General features: G+C 64.9%; 13 protein-coding genes. 5 read left to right on the top strand and 8 right to left on the bottom strand.

Features of this window, described 5'->3' with window-relative positions:
* Positions 1-56 precede the first annotated feature (56 nt).
* Positions 57-644, bottom strand: coding sequence for a TetR/AcrR family transcriptional regulator (locus SLQ33_RS11230; protein ID WP_413467631.1), 588 nt, complete (start codon positions 642-644; stop codon positions 57-59).
* 68 nt (positions 645-712) lie between these two features.
* A complete protein-coding gene (locus SLQ33_RS11225) occupies positions 713-1339 on the bottom strand; it encodes a helix-turn-helix domain-containing protein (RefSeq protein ID WP_319453918.1) in 627 nt (208 codons plus the stop codon).
* Between the two features lie 111 nt (positions 1340-1450).
* Here SLQ33_RS11225 and SLQ33_RS11220 point away from each other — a divergent pair, with 111 nt between their 5' ends.
* Positions 1451-2653, top strand: a complete 1203-nt coding sequence (locus SLQ33_RS11220; protein ID WP_319453917.1) for a cytochrome P450 — start codon at positions 1451-1453, stop codon at positions 2651-2653.
* Between the two features lie 29 nt (positions 2654-2682).
* Here SLQ33_RS11220 and SLQ33_RS11215 read toward each other — a convergent pair whose 3' ends face one another.
* Entirely contained in the window at positions 2683-5568 is a 2886-nt protein-coding gene (locus SLQ33_RS11215) for an MMPL family transporter (protein WP_319453916.1), read from the bottom strand.
* A 181-nt stretch (positions 5569-5749) separates the two neighbouring features.
* Here SLQ33_RS11215 and SLQ33_RS11210 point away from each other — a divergent pair, with 181 nt between their 5' ends.
* From SLQ33_RS11210 to SLQ33_RS11200, 3 genes are all read left to right on the top strand, one after another.
* Positions 5750-6718, top strand: coding sequence for an aldo/keto reductase (locus SLQ33_RS11210; RefSeq protein WP_319453915.1), 969 nt, complete (start codon positions 5750-5752; stop codon positions 6716-6718).
* 26 nt (positions 6719-6744) lie between these two features.
* The gene (locus SLQ33_RS11205; protein ID WP_319453914.1) at positions 6745-8184 is read left to right on the top strand and encodes an amidase; all 1440 of its coding nucleotides are present in this window, start codon (positions 6745-6747) and stop codon (positions 8182-8184) included.
* A 255-nt stretch (positions 8185-8439) separates the two neighbouring features.
* Positions 8440-8772 (top strand): hemophore-related protein, encoded by a 333-nt coding sequence (locus SLQ33_RS11200; RefSeq protein ID WP_319453913.1) that lies wholly within the window; start codon positions 8440-8442, stop codon positions 8770-8772.
* A 26-nt stretch (positions 8773-8798) separates the two neighbouring features.
* On the opposite strand, the gene SLQ33_RS11195 is transcribed toward SLQ33_RS11200, so the two are convergent.
* From SLQ33_RS11195 to SLQ33_RS11185, 3 genes are all read right to left on the bottom strand, one after another.
* Positions 8799-9935 carry a 1,4-beta-xylanase gene (locus SLQ33_RS11195; RefSeq protein ID WP_319453912.1) on the bottom strand — a complete coding sequence of 379 codons (1137 nt, stop codon included), beginning with the start codon at positions 9933-9935 and terminating at the stop codon, positions 8799-8801.
* A 284-nt stretch (positions 9936-10219) separates the two neighbouring features.
* Positions 10220-11020, bottom strand: a complete 801-nt coding sequence (locus tag SLQ33_RS11190) for an SDR family oxidoreductase (protein WP_319453911.1) — start codon at positions 11018-11020, stop codon at positions 10220-10222.
* Positions 11017-12387 carry a flavin-containing monooxygenase gene (locus tag SLQ33_RS11185; protein ID WP_319453910.1) on the bottom strand — a complete coding sequence of 457 codons (1371 nt, stop codon included), beginning with the start codon at positions 12385-12387 and terminating at the stop codon, positions 11017-11019. The genes SLQ33_RS11190 and SLQ33_RS11185 overlap by 4 nt, the downstream gene beginning before the upstream one ends.
* Positions 12388-12411: 24 nt before the next feature.
* On the opposite strand from SLQ33_RS11185, the gene SLQ33_RS11180 reads away from it, so the two are divergent.
* Positions 12412-13530, top strand: a complete 1119-nt coding sequence (locus SLQ33_RS11180; RefSeq protein WP_319454344.1) for an AraC family transcriptional regulator — start codon at positions 12412-12414, stop codon at positions 13528-13530.
* A 1-nt stretch (position 13531) separates the two neighbouring features.
* Here the strand turns inward: SLQ33_RS11180 and SLQ33_RS11175 are convergent, their stop codons facing one another.
* The gene (locus SLQ33_RS11175; protein WP_319453909.1) at positions 13532-14380 is read right to left on the bottom strand and encodes a CPBP family intramembrane glutamic endopeptidase; all 849 of its coding nucleotides are present in this window, start codon (positions 14378-14380) and stop codon (positions 13532-13534) included.
* Positions 14377-15534, bottom strand: a complete 1158-nt coding sequence (locus SLQ33_RS11170) for a saccharopine dehydrogenase family protein (protein ID WP_319453908.1) — start codon at positions 15532-15534, stop codon at positions 14377-14379. The genes SLQ33_RS11175 and SLQ33_RS11170 overlap by 4 nt, the downstream gene beginning before the upstream one ends.
* Between the last annotated feature and the right edge of the window lie 45 nt (positions 15535-15579).

Below are 15579 nucleotides of genomic sequence, written 5' to 3'. Positions count from 1 at the left end.
TCAATTGCGATGGGTGAACCCCGATGGGGCCCAGTGGCTTTCATTCGAGCGTGGCGTCAGCCGGGCAGGTCGATGACCTTCCGCGCCATCGCGAGGAGCTCGGCGCGCAAGGTTTCCGTGTCCACGCCGGCCACGAGTGGGTGGGCGACGGTCCCACCGATCGCACACGACAACATCGCCAGGCGCACCTGCGCGGCCTGCGACGCCCTGTCGCCGACCAACGTCCCGTAGACGCGCTCGACGAAGCGCTGAAACGGCAGGTGATCGGAGAGCACCTTGACGATCATCGGATCGAAGATCAACGTGGTCGCCGCCTGGCGGTGGCCGACGGCGTGATCGATGACGCTGTCGAGCAACATCTCCCGTGCCCGCACCGGATCACTTTCGGACTCGGCCGCTTCCATCGCATCCTCGAGCCTGGCGAGTTCCATCTCCGTCACGGCGATGATGAGTTCGTTCTTGGTCTTGAACTGGTGGTAGACGGCCGCCTTGGTGACTCCGAGGACGTCGGCGATCATCTGGTACGACGTTGCGCTGACGCCGTGCTCGGCGAACAACTCCAGAGCGACGTGCATCGTGCGCGCTTGTGCGGCACTGCGCGGCGCAGCGCCGAGTCGGTCGGCGTCGGGTTCGGCGGAAACCACGCGCCAAGCGTATACGCCGATCACGGTATTGAGCTAGACGCTCGTCTAGCCCATGACGACGCGCATCGTCATAGCGGCCAGTCGGTCTCCGGCGACCCGTAGCGAAGCTTCGGGGCGCGATGAAGTCGACGGCCCTTCGTCGTGGTCATCCCATCGAGTACGAGGGCGACGTAGCGGCGCCACCCACGGTCCGCGGGATCCATCGTCCACAGCACGCTGTACAGCATCGCGATGATCCGGGGTAGATCGTCGGCGACCAGATCGGCGCGGAGGAGCCCAGCCAGCTGCGCGCGGTCCATCAACTCCTGCAACGCGGCGTCGAGGGTGACGGAGATGTCGGCCAGCGCGCCTGCCCTGCGCGCGGCCGCCAGGAGGTTGTGCTCTTGAGCACCAAGCGAAATCGCCGCTTCGAGCAGCTCGGTGAGGCCCCGTAGCGGGTCGTCGCACCGGCGGGCCCGGGCGATGGCCGGCGCAAGGTTCTCGGCGATGCTCTGGTCGAGCGCCGCCCTGATGAGGTCCCCCTTGCTTGGAAACCGCCGGTACAACGTTCGCTCCCCGACTCCGGCGCGGCTGGCGATGACGTCGATGGGCGCATCCGGACCCGACGCCGCGTAGACGTCGCGGGCGGCCCGCAATATGCGTTCGGCGTTGCGCGCGGCATCGGCGCGCAACGGTCGCTCCGGCGTGACGGTCACCAGATCAGCGTAACTGACGGTTGACTGTCACTTAGTTCATGCCTACGGTCGCTACATGGAAGTGGCAGTTACTTGTCACTTGCCGCTGACCACCGTTAGGAGTTCGCGCCGATGTCGACGCCCGTCACCGACCTCCCCTTCATCCCCTTGCCGCGGACGTCGGGATGCCCGCTGGCACCGCCCGCCGAATTCGCCGAATGGCGCAAGTCCGACGGCCTCCAACTCGCGTCGTGGCACGGCCGACCCACCTGGGTGATCAGTCGGTACGAGGACATCAGGGCCGCACTCGTCGATCCGAGGCTGAGCGCCGACACGATTCCCGACGCGATGAAGGCGACGAGCGTCGACAACAAGATGCCGCAGATCTTCCCGCGCATCGACGATCCCGAACACAACCGGTTGCGGCGGATGATGACGCGGGACTTCACGTTCCGGCGCGCCGATGCGATGCGCCCGCAGATCCAGGAACTGGTCGACGGGTTCCTCGACGACATGGTCGCGAGCGGCCCACCCGCCGACCTGGTTCGCGACTTCGCGCTCCCGGTGCCGTCGTTGGTGATCTGCCTGCTGCTCGGAGTGCCGTACGAAGACCACGAGTTCTTTCAACGGAAGAGCACGCTCGGCCTGGACTCGCGGTCGACCGTCGAGGAGAAGGCCGTCGCGATCGGCGAGATCTTCGGGTACGTATACGAACTCGTCGCGCGCAAGGAACGCGAGCCGGGCGACGACATGATCAGCAGGCTCGTCACCGACCACGTCGCGACCGGCGCGCTGAGCCGTGAGACAGCGACCATGAACGCGGTCATCATGTTGCAGGCCGGCCACGAGACGACGGCCAGCATGATCTCGCTGGGCACCCTCGCACTGCTCCAGCACCCCGCCCAGCTCGCCCGGTTGCGCGAGACCGACGATCCCGCGCTCGTCGCGAACATCGTCGAGGAACTGATGCGTTACCTCACCATCGTGCACAGCCTCGTCGAGCGTGTCGCTATCGAAGACCTGATCATCGCCGGCCAGCAGATCCGAGCGGGCGACTTCGTGCTCATGAATCTGCCCGCGGGAAACTGGGACGCCTCATTCGTCGAGCACCCCGAGGCATTCGACATCGACCGAAACCCTCGCGGACACTTGGGTTTCGGGTTCGGGGTGCATCAGTGCATCGGACAGAACCTCGCAAGGGCCGAACTCCAGATCGCGTTGTCCACATTGGTGCGCAGGCTGCCCGGCCTAGAGTTGGCGGTCGCCGAGGAGGACCTTCGCTTTCAGAACCAGCAGGAGATCTACGGCGTCGAGGCGTTGCCCGTCACCTGGTGACGTCGGCGCGTGCGGCTCCCGTCGACCGGTCAGCTTTGCGCTGAGATCGGCGCGGTCACGGGATCGGAGTTGGGCCGGATGGCATCGAGCCGGCGCTGGGATGCGCTTGTCCGGACGAGCTGCGGCCACCAGAACCACTTGCCGAGCAGGGCCGCAATTGCCGGGGTCATGAACGAGCGCACGATCAGGGTGTCGAACAACAGCCCCAATGCGATTGTGGTGCCGACTTGCGCCATGACCTTCAGGTCGCTGAACGCGAACGTCGCCATCGTGGCGGCGAACACGAGCCCTGCCGACGTCACCACGGATCCGGTGCCCGCCATCGCGCGGATGATGCCGGTCTTCAGGCCCCCGGGCAGTTCCTCCTTGAACCTGGACACCAGCAACAGGTTGTAGTCGGACCCCACCGCCAGCAGCAGGATCACCGACATCGCCAGCACCATCCAGTGCAGTTCGGCGCCAAGGAGGTATTGCCACACCAACACTGAAAGGCCGAACGAGGCGCCGAGTGACAGCAGCACCGTGCCGACGATCACCGCAGCCGCCACTATGGCGCGCGTGATGATCAGCATGATCACGAAGATCAGTGTGACGGCAGCCATTCCGGCGATCAGCAGGTCGTAGAACGACCCGTCGCGCATGTCCTTGTAGGTGGCCGCCGTACCCGCAAGGTAGACCTTGGAGCCCTCCAACGGAGTGCCCTTGATGGCCTCCCTGGCCGCCAGCTTGATGCCGTCGATGTGCGAAATGCCTTCTACGGTCGCGGGATCGCCCTCATGGCTGATGATGAAGCGAACCGACTTGCCGTCCGGTGAGATGAAGTTCTTCATCCCGCGCTTGAAGTCCTTGTTGTCGAAGACCTCCGGCGGCAGATAGAAGGAGTCGTCGTTCATCGACGTGTCGAACGCGTCCCCCATCGCCGACGAGTTCTCCGATGCCGCCGTCTGCTGGTCCTGCTGTCCCTTCTGGGTGGCGTACATCGTCAGCATCATGGTCTTCATCGACTTCATGGTCTCGATCTGCGATGGCATGAGCGCGACCAGCTGGGGCATGAGCGTGTCGAGCTTCTCAAGCTCGGGCACCAGCAGCTGGATGTCGTCGGTCAACGTGTTGATGCCGTCGAGCGTGTCGAAGATCGAGCGCAGCGACCAGCAGACCGGGATGTCGTAGCAGTGCGGTTCCCAGTAGAAGTAGCTGCGGATCGGCCGGAAGAAGTCGTCGAAATTGGCGATGTTGTCGCGCAATTCGGCGATGTCGACCGTCATGTTCTTGGTCTTGAGCACCATCTCGTGCGTGACGGCCGCCATCTGCTCGGTGAGCGCGGACATCTTCGTCAGCGTGTCGATAGTGTTCTGCATCTCGTCGGCCTGCTTGAGCATGTCGGCCTGGCGGTCCTGGTTGTACTTGCGGTTCAGATCCTGCGTGGTGCCCTGCATGCCCAACAGGAACGGAATGGTCGAGTGTTCGATCGGCTTGCCCTCGGGCCGCGTGATGGTCTGCACCCTGGAGATGCCCGGCACGCGGAAGATGGCCTTGGCGATCTTGTCGATGACGATGAAGTCGGCCGAATTGCGCAGATCGTGGTCGCTTTCGACCATGAGCAACTCGGGGTTCATCCGCGACGCCGGGAAGTGCCGCTCGGCGGCGGTATAGCCGACGTTGGCCGCGATGTCTTCCGGGAGGTACTTGCGGGCGTCGTAATTCGTCTTGTAGCCAGGAAGCGCGAGCAACCCGATCAAGGCCAGCGCCAACGTGCCGACGAGGATCGGACCGGGCCACCGCACCACCACGGTGCCGATGCGCCGCCAGCCACGGGATGCGATCTTGCGCTTCGGCTCGAAGCGGCCCAACCGGCTACCGATCGTGAGTACCGCGGGACCCAGCGTCAGCGCAGCAATGACGGCAACGAAGGTGCCGATCGCGCAAGGCACGCCCATGGTCTGGAAGTACGGCAGCCGCGTGAAGCTCAGACACAGCATCGCGCCGGCGATGGTGAGCCCGGAACCCAGCACGACGTGAGCCGTGCCGTGAAACATGGTGTAGTAGGCGGCTTCCCGGTCATCACCGGCGCCGCGAGCTTCTTGATATCTGCCCACGGCGAAGATCGCGTAGTCCGTTCCCGCGGCGATCACCATCAGGGTGAGCAGACTGGTCGCGAACGTCGACAGTCCGATGATCTCGTAGTGGCCGAGCACCGCGACGATCCCGCGGGCGGCTCCCAGCTCGAGGAACACCATGAAGAGGATCAGGAGCATCGTCGCAATGGACCGATAGACGAACACCAGCATGACGGCGATCACGACGATCGTGATGAGCGTGACCTTCAGGATGCTCTTGTCGCCGGCGTGGTGTTGATCGGAGATGAGCGGCCCGGCGCCAGTGACGTACACCGTGAGACCCGGCGGAGCTGGCGTCTTCTCGACGAGCTCGCGCACGGCGGCGACGGACTCGTTGGACAGGGTCTCGCCCTGATTGCCACGCAGATAGACCTGAACGTAGGCGGCCTTGCCGTCGTTGCTCTGCGCGCCCGAGGCGGTCAGCGGGTCGCCCCAGAAGTCGGCGACGTGTTCGACGTGGGTGGTATCCGCCTCGAGCTTCTTGATCAGCTCGTCGTAGTACGCATGGGCCTCGGGCCCGAGCGGCTGCTCCCCTTCGAGCAGGACCATTGCGTTGCTGTCGGAGTCGAACTCCTGGAAGTTGCTACCGATCTTCCTCATCGAGATCATCGACGGCGCATCGTTGGCGTTCAACCCGACGGTGTTGGCCTCGCCGACCTTCTCCAGCGACGGAACGGCGGTGCTCGTGACGACCGTCAGCACCAGCCAGCCGAGCAGGATGGGGACCGACATCACGCGAATGAAGTGCGCGATCTTCGACCGGTCCGTAGTGGTGCTCGTGTTCGACGAAGCGCTCATATCGCCCGCCCCCTCGACCAGGCCAACAATCGGCCCAAGAAAGCCGCACGCGTCACACCAGAAGCTTCGCGTGACTTATATCTAGCCCGTCAAACTGTCGAGTGTCAATTGCACCACGCGCCGCAGTACAGGCGGTGACGTCACGCCACGGGCCGGCCCTCGAGATCAGTACGGTAAAGACATGAAGTATCTCGAAGTCGACAGCGTCGGACAGGTCAGTCGAATCGGTCTCGGTACCTGGCAGTTCGGGTCCCGCGAGTGGGGCTACGGCGACCAGTACGCGTCGGGCGCCGCAGGTGACATCGTCCGACGCGCCCTGGCCATGGGGGTGACGCTGTTCGACACCGCGGAGATCTACGGCACCGGCAAGAGCGAACGCATCCTCGGCGAGGCGCTAGGAGACGAGCGCGCCAAGGTGGCGGTGGCCAGCAAGATCTTCCCGGTGGCCCCGTTTCCCGCGGTGGTCAGGCAGCGCGCTCACGCCAGTGCGCGGCGGCTGCAGCTGGACCGGATTCCGCTCTATCAGGTCCACCAGCCCAATCCGGTGGTCCCCGACTCGGTGATCATGCCGGGGATGCGCAGCCTGCTCGACGACGGCACCATCGGCGCGGCAGGCGTCTCGAACTACTCGCTGGAACGCTGGCAGAAGGCCGACGCCGCCCTTGGACGGCCGGTCATCAGCAATCAGGTGAACTTCTCACTCGCCCACCCCGGCGCACTGGAGGACCTCGTCCCCTTCGCCGAGCGCGAGAACCGCATCGTCATCGCCTACAGCCCATTGGCGCAGGGCCTGCTCGGCGGCAAATACGGCCTCGACAATCGACCCGGCGGCGTGCGGGCGATCAACTCACTGTTCGGCACCGAGAATCTACGGCGGATCGAGCCGTTGCTGCAGACGTTGCGCGACGTCGCCGCCGAGGTGGACGCAAAGCCAGCCCAAGTCGCGCTGGCGTGGCTGATCAGCCTGCCCGGTGTGGTCGCCATTCCCGGTGCCTCCAGCGTCGAGCAACTCGAATTCAACGTCGCCGCAGCCGAATTGGAGCTGCCCGCCGATTCCCGCGATGCGCTCACCGCGGCCGCGCGCGCGTTCCGGCCGGTGTCGACCACCCGTTTCCTCACCGACCTGGTGCGCGAGAAGCTCCCGATCTGACGCTGACTGGTGCTACACAAGCTGGCATGAGCGCCCTGGCCGAGCAGACCCGTTGGATGGATGCGACCGATCAGGCGGCGCTCGTCGCGTCGGGTGAGGTGTCGCCGAGTGAACTCCTCGAGGCGGCGATCGAGCGCATCGAACGCGTCGACCCGGCCCTCAATGCGGTGGTGATCCGCTGGTTCGACCACGCCAGAGCCGTTGCCGCCGACCCCGAGCTCCCCAACGGCGCGTTCCGCGGCGTGCCGTTCCTCATCAAGGACCTCTTCGCCGAGTACGCGGGTCAGCGCTTCAGCAACGGCAACGTCGCACTCAAGGAGGCGAACGTCGTCGCCGAGGCCGACTCGACACTGGTCAGCCGCTACCGCGCGGCCGGCCTCGTCATCGCGGGCCGCACCAACAGCCCCGAGCTAGGGAGCGTGCCGACCACCGAGCCCGTTGCGTGGGGGCCGACGCACAACCCGTGGGATACGACGCGCACGCCGGGCGGATCGAGCGGCGGGGCGGCCGCCGCCGTCGCGTCCGGAATGGTGCCGTTCGCCCACGCGAGCGACGGCGGCGGATCGATCCGCATCCCCGCGTCGTGTTGCGGCCTCGTCGGGCTCAAGCCGAGCCAGGGTCGCATCACGGCGGGACCGGCCCGCGACGAAAGCGGGCTGTCGGTTCAGCACTGCGTCAGCCGCACGGTTCGGGACACCGCCGCGCTGCTCGACGCGACGCTTGGCCCTGGAGTCGGCGACACGGTGATCGCGCCCCCGCCGGTACGTCCATATGTCGACGAGCTCGGCGCCGATCCGGGCCGGCTGCGCATCGGCATCCTGGACCACCACCCGCAGGACGGATCGGTGGACGCCGACGTGGCCGACGCGACGCGCTCCGTCGGCACTCTGCTCGAGTCGTTGGGCCACCACGTCGAACCGGCGTGGCCGAAGGCCTTGGAGGACAAGACGTTCGGCTCCAAGTTCGGGGCGTTGTGGAGCACCAACATGGGAGTATCGCGGCGTCGTTTCGAGGAGCTACTCGGCCGCCCGTTGGAGGATCACGAGTTCGAGCCGATGAACCGGGTCCAAGCCGAATTCGCCAAGCACTTCACCTCCGTCGACTACGCGCTCGCCTTGGCTGCAGTTGCCCAATACCGCCGCGCCCTGCAGTCGTGGTGGCAGGACGGCTGGGATCTGCTCCTGACGCCGACGGTCGCCGAGTTGCCAATCCCGCTCGGCACCATCGTCAACGACCCCGAGCGCCCGATGTCCGCGATGGAACGCGCCGGCCAGTTCGTGCCGTTCACTCCCCCGTTCAACAGCAGCGGCCAACCCGCCATCAGCCTCCCGTTGGAATGGACGGATGACGGACTGCCCGTCGGCGTCCAGCTCGTCGCCGGTTACGGTCGCGAGGACGTGCTGATTCGCGTCGCCAGCCAGCTGGAGCAGGCGCGCCCCTGGGCGCACCGCACGCCACCGCTGTGAACGCCGAGACGTTCATTCAGCGAACGCCGTCGGCGTTGCTGGTGATGAACGCGTGTCGGGCGTCGACGTCCTGACCCATCGACTCGTCCACCGCGTTGTCGACGACCCCCCGCGGTCACCACTAGCTCGCCCCGCTTGGGCCAACACATTTCGGCGCTAGAATCGTTACGTTGGGAAGTAACGAAAGAACGCTCGTAACGAAAGAATGCTTACGCGGCCCGCACTTGGCGGGCCCTATTCGGAGGGTGGGCCACGATGCGGTTGACGACGAAATTGATGATTGGTACTGCGAGTGCGACGTTGTCGCTGTTCGCCTTCAGCGGAATCGCTTCTGCCGAGCCGAATGTCGAGGCGATCGTCAACTCTTCGTGTACCTATCCTCAGGTGATCGCGGCGTTGACCGATAAGGATCCGGCCACGGCCCAACAGCTCACGAGCAATCCGCTCGCAGCGGGTTGGCTGCAGTCGCTCGTCGCGTCGCCGCCGGATGGCCGTCGGCAAATGATCAGACAGATCCAAGGCGCACCGGAACTCGTGCAATACACCGGGCTGATCAACTCCGTTGCGGGCAGCTGCAATAACTACTGATCACCTGGTTGCGGGTTTGGCTAAGCTCAGGTCTGTCTAGGCGTGCTGGTGAGATCCCGAATCGTTTGAATCTCGCTGGCCCGGTAGGGCCGTCCGTCGGGGAGCAGTAGGTCGCTAAACCACGGTTCGGGCGGAGCCGTGTACGGGTGATCCCACGAATCCCACGGCAGATACGTCTCAGTCCTACCAGCCACCAAGCCCCAGTTGTAGGCCCCAACGTTGTGCCGCTTGGCAATTGGAAGGATTCCCTCCACCGTGCTGCCCATGGCCCGGGCCAGGTACTCGGTGCACATGATCGGTCGCCCCAGTGGAGCGAGCTCGGCGATCCGGGCCTCGAACTCGGATGGTTTGGCATACGAGTGGAAGGTGATGACGTCCGAGTTGTCGAGTTGGATGCTCGCGATTGCGCTGCGTTGTCGGGGATCGCTCCAATTCCCCTGCCAGACGCCGCTCGTCAACGGTTGAATCGGATCAACGGAACGCGCCCAGTGGAACACCTGCGGGAGCAGCGCTGCGACCAAGTCGAGCTTGTCCGCCCGCTCCACCTTGCGGTACACCGTCGCCGGGTTGTCGGGTTCGTTCCACAGGTCCCACCCCAACACGCGAGGGTCGTTGCGGAACATGCCCAACACTCCGGTGACGTAGTCGCGCAGGATCGGGTCGTAGCGGCGGTCACCGAGGCGCTCGGCACCGGGGCTTTGCACCCAGCCGGAGTTGTGGACCCCGGCCATCGCCCCGCGCTGAGGCCCCAGTTTGGGACGCGGGTCCCAGCAGGAGTCGAACAGGACGAGCAGCGGCTTGATTCCTTGGCTCGCCGCGATCGCGACGAACTGCGCGAGCCGGCGGGAGAAGCCAGCGCGATCCTGCACCCACAGTTGATCGTGAAGGAATACCCGCACGGTGTTGAACCCGATCAGCCGGCACGCGCCGAGCTCATTGCTAATGCGCCGAGGGTCGTAGGTGCCCGCCTGAAACATCTCGATCTGATTGATGGCGTTCGAGGTGATGTAGTTCCCCCCGACGAGCCAGCGTTGCCCTTGATACCAGCTGTTGGCGCGGTCAGCCGTCCACCGGACTGGTTCGGCGGCGGCTCGTGGCACTTGGGCCAGCGCCGCGCCAGCTACCGCGAGCAGGGGCAGCTTGAGGGCGGTTCGACGGTCCACTGAGCAACCGTAATGATCCGAGCCGATGTGCTTGAACCTCCGTATCGATTCGCAATCATTGAGGTTGCAAATTGTTACCTGCCATCACGGGACACGACTCATCGCACGCCAGCGGTCGAAACGCCGTTGGGCTTCGTCGGTGCCTGACTTCGAACCGTCGAACACCAGACGACAGGCCCGACGCTACCGGACGCAACCCGAGATTCGTTGTACAACAATCAGGTTGGTGCGCTCAATCCGGAGGCCGCCAGGGAATGGCCGGTTTGCCTAGCCCGACACCAAGATCATCGCGAGTCCGAAATTCCGTTGTCGCGCCGGTACCTCTCCAGGTTGGACTGCGCCGTTCTTTCCAGAAGCGGCCGAATACGCTGCAAAACACCTGGAGCCAGCCCGTCCAGTTTCACCAGAAATCCGTCACGGCGAGGAACGCTGGTTTCCAGACGTGGATGGTCGAGGTTGCCGACGACCGCGGTGGCGACGGTGTCTGGGCTCAACGGCGTACCGAGGAAGTTGAGCGCCGAGCCGCCATTGGCCACTTCGTGTCGCAACATCGGCGTGTCCACTGCGCCGGGGTGTACCAAGCCGATTCGCACGCCGGTCTCCTTCTCCCGCAACGACAACGCCAGCATGAACGCGCGCAGCCCGGCCTTCGACGCGCAATAGCCAGGACTTTCGGCAAGGGGCAGCATCGACGCGAGCGAGGCGACGGAGACAACCTGCCCACGGTTCTGCTTCAGCAACGGGAACAATGCGCGAGTAAGCAGGACCGGCGCCTGGAGATTGATCTGTTGCTCGCGGCGGATCAGCTCTGGATCCAAAGTCTCGATCGGCCCTGCGTGCACGACGCCGGCATTGTTGACGAGTAGATCGCATCGGCCCCCGGCGCCATGAAGAGCGTCCACGACTTGCTCGCAAAATTCTGGAGCGGTCAAGTCGGTGCACACCGGAATAACCTGCGACCCAAGCCGCTCGAGACCGTTCGCATCTACGTCGACCGCGAGCACCTGGTAACCGCGGGTAAGCAATTGGGCGCAGATCGCAGAGCCGATGGCTCCCGCTGCTCCCGTCACGACCGCCGTCTTCACGCCCGCACCGCTTCCTTGTCGGCTGGCATCCGCAAGCCGTCGAACATGCCAGCAGTGAGGTCCTGCCAACCCATGCGCTTGCGAACCTCGGCCAGATACTTGCGGTACGTGCGGGCGTCGACGTACGACCGGTGTCGTGCCGAATCAAGGAAATGGATGCCGCCACTGAGTCTGGGACGGTCATTGGCGATCAAGCCGTCAAACGTGGCGGCCCGGTCCGGGTCGTGATCCTGGTCGTGAAGGTACTGGGCAACCAGGTTGCTGATGTGGTCGAAAACGGTGTAGGCGCTCGAGTTGATCTCGATGTAGCCCAGCCCAATCACGTTGCGGTAATCCCGGTTGAACGTCGACAGATACAGATCCGGCCGGCCGTCGCGCCAGACGAAGTACTTGTCATCCATGTAGGGGATCGACCAGTCGTAACCGGTGGCATACAGGACCAGGTCGATCTCCTCAGAACTGCCATCGGCGAAGCGGACTTGATCACCGTCCAAACTCGCGATGTCTGGGCGGATGGTGACATCGCCGTGCTGCAGGTAGTGCAGGAGCTGACTGTTCAACAGCGGATGCGATTCGAACAACTTGTGATCGGGCTTCGGCAGTCCGTATTTCGTCAGATCGCCCAGAATCGCCCGTAGCAGCAGCTGCATCAGTGGCCGCTCAACGCGGATTGGGAGATCCGGACCGCGCGAGCCGAACTCATCGGACGGAATTCCGAAGATGTGCTTGGGAATGACGTGATAGCCCCGACGCACGCTGACGAACGCCGCGTCGGCGTTGGCGGCGGCGTCGCACGCGATGTCGGCACCGGAATTGCCAAGCCCCACGACCAGGACCCGCTTGCCGCGGAACTCCGCCGGGTCACGATAGGTCGACGAATGCCGGATCTCGCCGTTGAACTCGCCGGGGTGCTCTGGGCTCCGCGGCGACCACGTGACACCAGTCGCGCAGATGATCGCGCGATATCGCTTCTGCGAGCCGTCGGGCAGAGTCACCTCCCATACGCCGTCGACTCGTTCGATCCGCTGAACCGTACAGTCGAAGCGGATCGCTTCACGTAACCCGTAGGCGTCAGCAAAATCCTTTGTGTACTCGAGGATCTGACGATTACTCGGGTAGTCGGGATAGGTGTCGGGCATCGGGAAGTCGAAGAACCCCGACGTCTTGCGCGACGAGATGAAGTGTGCGGATTCGTACATCGGCGTGCCGGGGTTGTCGAGGTCCCAGATGCCGCCGACGTCGGAGTGCCGCTCGTAGTGGTCGTAGGGAATGCCGAGCCGCTTCAGGGCGCGCGCCGCAGACAGTCCCGCCGGGCCGGCGCCGACTATGCAGACCCGCCCTCCCGTGAAATCGGTGTTGTCAGTCATGGATTCCTCTCGTGGGTGTCGCGGATGCATCGAATTCAACCGGTCAAGCTGTGGATCGCGGGAGGGCAATTCCGGCTAGCATGGGGGGCAAACCGGACAGGAAGCGTGGTTGTTGTGGTCACGTCGATCGACCCGCGGCTAAGTGAAGCCGTGATCCCACCGTCGGTACTGGCCGGCGTCGTGGAGATCGGCCAACGCGAAGGCTTGCCCGTCGCATTGTGGTGTTCCGGCACCGGCGTGACTCCGGTGCAGCTCGTCACCTCCGAGAGCATCAAAGTTTCCTTTCGCCAGGCCGCCACGATCCTGCGGCGTGCCGTGCACGCCATGCCCGGACGGCCGCTCGGCATGCAGGTCGGCGGACGTGACGTCCTGCTGACCTTCGGGATGCTTGGCGTGGCCATGCAGTCCTGCGCGACGGTCGCCGACGCGGTGGCCGTCGGTCTGGAACTGCACCAGGCATCCGGCAGCCTGACCGACATGGACGCCGAGGTCATCGGCAATGACCTGGTGCTGAGCGTGCACGAACGCGCGCCGGAACCAGATCTGGTGGCGTTCCTGTGCGAAGAAGCCTTCTGCAGCACAATGTTATTCATTCGCTCGGTATTCGGACCCGACATGTCTCCGAAGTACGTTGAGTTCGCCTATCCCGCACCGCCATACGAACGGGAGTACCGCCGATTCTTCGGCTGCCCGGTGCAGCTCGGCGCCCACGCCAACCGCATGGTCTTTGAATCGTCGGTACTCGACGACCCTTCCCCGACCCATCACGAGCCCACCCGTGCGGTTGCCGTCGAGGCGTGCCGACGGCTGCTCGATCTCGAAGGCGCGCGCCCAGACATCACTGTCGCGATCGAGGCTCTGCTGACCCAGAACCTGCGCAACACATTGACGATGACCGAAGCCGCGAACCGTCTGCATGTCACCGAGCGCACCCTGCGTCGCCAACTCGCCGACGCCGGCGAGCGTTTCAGCACCGTACGCGACAAGGTCCGCGAGCGGCGGGCAACCTTCCTGGTTGTCGAGTCGACGATGACGGTGGACGCCGTTGCCCACGAAGTCGGGTTCAGCGATGCCAGAGAGTTCCGCCGCGCCTACATCCGCTGGACGGGCCATCCACCGACTCATCAACGACGCCAGCGGTGACTCACCAGCCCTGCCACGAGACGAGGTCCATCCACACGTTGAGCAGCCAGTGGACGAGCACGATCGGCCAAATCGAGCGCGTCGCAAGCACAATCGCACTCGCGGCCGGGCCCCACACGAGCGTGCCCCAGAGCTCGGGCAGTGGCTTGCCCAGATGCCACGCGGTGTACGCGAGCATCGGAATGAGGAACCGCCAATCCGGGCGCAGCGACGTCGGGTCCGGTGCGTGCTCCCCTGATCGGGCGGGCAAGACGTACATGCCAAAGAGCAAGAAGCCGCGGAAGATGAACTCGATGGCCAGGAAGAACGGGAGGTACCCGAGCTCGTAGATCACGAACTGCCCGGCGTTGTCGAAGTCACGATAGAACGGGTAAACCGCCGACATGTCGGCGCTGTGGCCGTATTGGTAGAACGACGCGAACGCGAGCACGAACAGCGCGCCGGCAGAGCCCGCCGCAAGTCTTCCGCGGCCCTTGGCCGGCATGCCAAGTCCGAAGTCGCTCAACTTGCGCTTGAACACGAACTTGATCACCAACGCCGGCAGACCGACGACCAACAGCGCACCAGCCCAGAAGCTGAGCCATTCCTGGTCCCACGGGACTCCGGCAATGATCCTGGCCCGTCCGGCCGGGTCGCTTCCTGGGCCAGTCCAGCCGTCCCAAATCTTGCCCAGCAGTTCGAGATTCCCATGGAATCCCCACAGGCAAAGTCCAACGAGGGCGGTTGCGATGACGATGCCCCGCGGGTCCCGCAGAGGTGCCAAGACGCCGTCGACGACGAGCCGGATGAGCGTCTTCAGGTTCGGAGCGTCCAACTCGTCGTCGTCTGGGCGCACCGTCAGGCCCTTCACTTGGCCGGTCCCTCCTCGACGAGTTCGAACGTGATTCCGGCCTTGACCAAGCGGTCGATCAACGCATCGCCCATGGCGGCGGCCGGCGTGACAGGACCGGCCGTCGGCGGCAGGTCGTCGAATGCCAGGCTCATGGCGGCCTCGGCGAGGATCTTGCTCGTTTCGGTGTAGCCCGGGTCGCCGCCGGACACTCGGCTCACCACGTGTCGGCCGCCACCGACGCCGTGGAGGGTGACGGTGAACGTACTCTTCGCGCGGACGTCATCGGTCGGCCCCTCGCCCGGGTCCTTCAGCTTGAGCACTAGCGACCGGAGCGGCTTGAACTGCGCACCGACCAGCAACGCGCCGACCAAGCCGATGATCCCGACCGCAACTGCAAGGTGGCGGGTGCCGACCCAGTGCCGGTACGTGAAGTCCGGTCCGTACCGGTCGAGTAGCCGACCCGAGTACGCGATGTTTTGACCGTCGACGCCGGGGAACGGCACGAGCCAGAATCCGAAGCGTCGCGTCGGCCGCGCGCTCGGGTTCCGCGAGACGCGCCGCGCCGGCTGGCCCTCGACGGCGGCCCGTGCACGGGCCGCCGCACGCCACTGGCGCAGCCGCGCAAGGTAATTGACGAACGTGTGGAACGTGCCGCCCGAGAATTCCCCCGAGGTCTGGACGACGCCGTCGACGGTAATCGGCACGTCCTCGGGAAGGTGCTTGATGGTGAAGTAGGTGCCGAGGTCGTGCGGCACCGAATCGAAGCCTGCCGAGTGCACGATCCGGGCGCCGCTAGCGGTGGCAATGTCGCGGTACTTCACGAACATGGTGTCGACGAACTCCTGCTCGCCTGCGAGGTCGAGGTAGTCGGTGCCCGCTTCTGCACAGGCCTTCACGAGCGCCTCGCCGTGCTCCAGGTAGGGGCCGACCGTCGTGATCAGTACTCGGGTTGACGCAGCGGCCTTCGCCAGTGCGGTCGGATCGGACGAGTCCGCGACGAGAATCGGCAAGTTGGGCCGGCCCAGAGCATCGCGGACATCCGCCAGCTTCTTGGCGTTACGGCCAGCAATGGCCCAACGGGCATCCGCTGGCAGCTGCTCAGCCAAGTATTCAGCAGTGAGTCGACCGGTAAAGCCGGTCGCTCCGAAGATGACGATGTCGTAGTCGCGCATGGCCACGACTCTTAGCCATGGTCCAGCCGTGGGGCAGGTGCCGGT

The organism is Mycobacterium sp. RTGN6 (assembly GCF_033804605.1).
Classification (GTDB): domain Bacteria; phylum Actinomycetota; class Actinomycetes; order Mycobacteriales; family Mycobacteriaceae; genus Mycobacterium.
The sequence above is the reverse complement of the archived record's forward strand: the minus strand, read 5'-3'. Positions and strand labels throughout refer to the sequence as shown.

What these genes read in the sequence shown, in the direction of transcription:
- SLQ33_RS11180 (WP_319454344.1), top strand. Translation starts at nt 12,412, where the DNA reads ATGCATCGAATTCAACCGGTCAAGCTGTGGATCGCGGGAGGGCAATTC.
- SLQ33_RS11210 (WP_319453915.1), top strand. Translation starts at nt 5,750, where the DNA reads ATGAAGTATCTCGAAGTCGACAGCGTCGGACAGGTCAGTCGAATCGGT.
- SLQ33_RS11200 (WP_319453913.1), top strand. Translation starts at nt 8,440, where the DNA reads ATGCGGTTGACGACGAAATTGATGATTGGTACTGCGAGTGCGACGTTG.
- SLQ33_RS11185 (WP_319453910.1), bottom strand. Translation starts at nt 12,387, where the DNA reads ATGACTGACAACACCGATTTCACGGGAGGGCGGGTCTGCATAGTCGGC.
- SLQ33_RS11220 (WP_319453917.1), top strand. Translation starts at nt 1,451, where the DNA reads ATGTCGACGCCCGTCACCGACCTCCCCTTCATCCCCTTGCCGCGGACG.
- SLQ33_RS11215 (WP_319453916.1), bottom strand. Translation starts at nt 5,568, where the DNA reads ATGAGCGCTTCGTCGAACACGAGCACCACTACGGACCGGTCGAAGATC.
- SLQ33_RS11205 (WP_319453914.1), top strand. Translation starts at nt 6,745, where the DNA reads ATGAGCGCCCTGGCCGAGCAGACCCGTTGGATGGATGCGACCGATCAG.
- SLQ33_RS11170 (WP_319453908.1), bottom strand. Translation starts at nt 15,534, where the DNA reads ATGCGCGACTACGACATCGTCATCTTCGGAGCGACCGGCTTTACCGGT.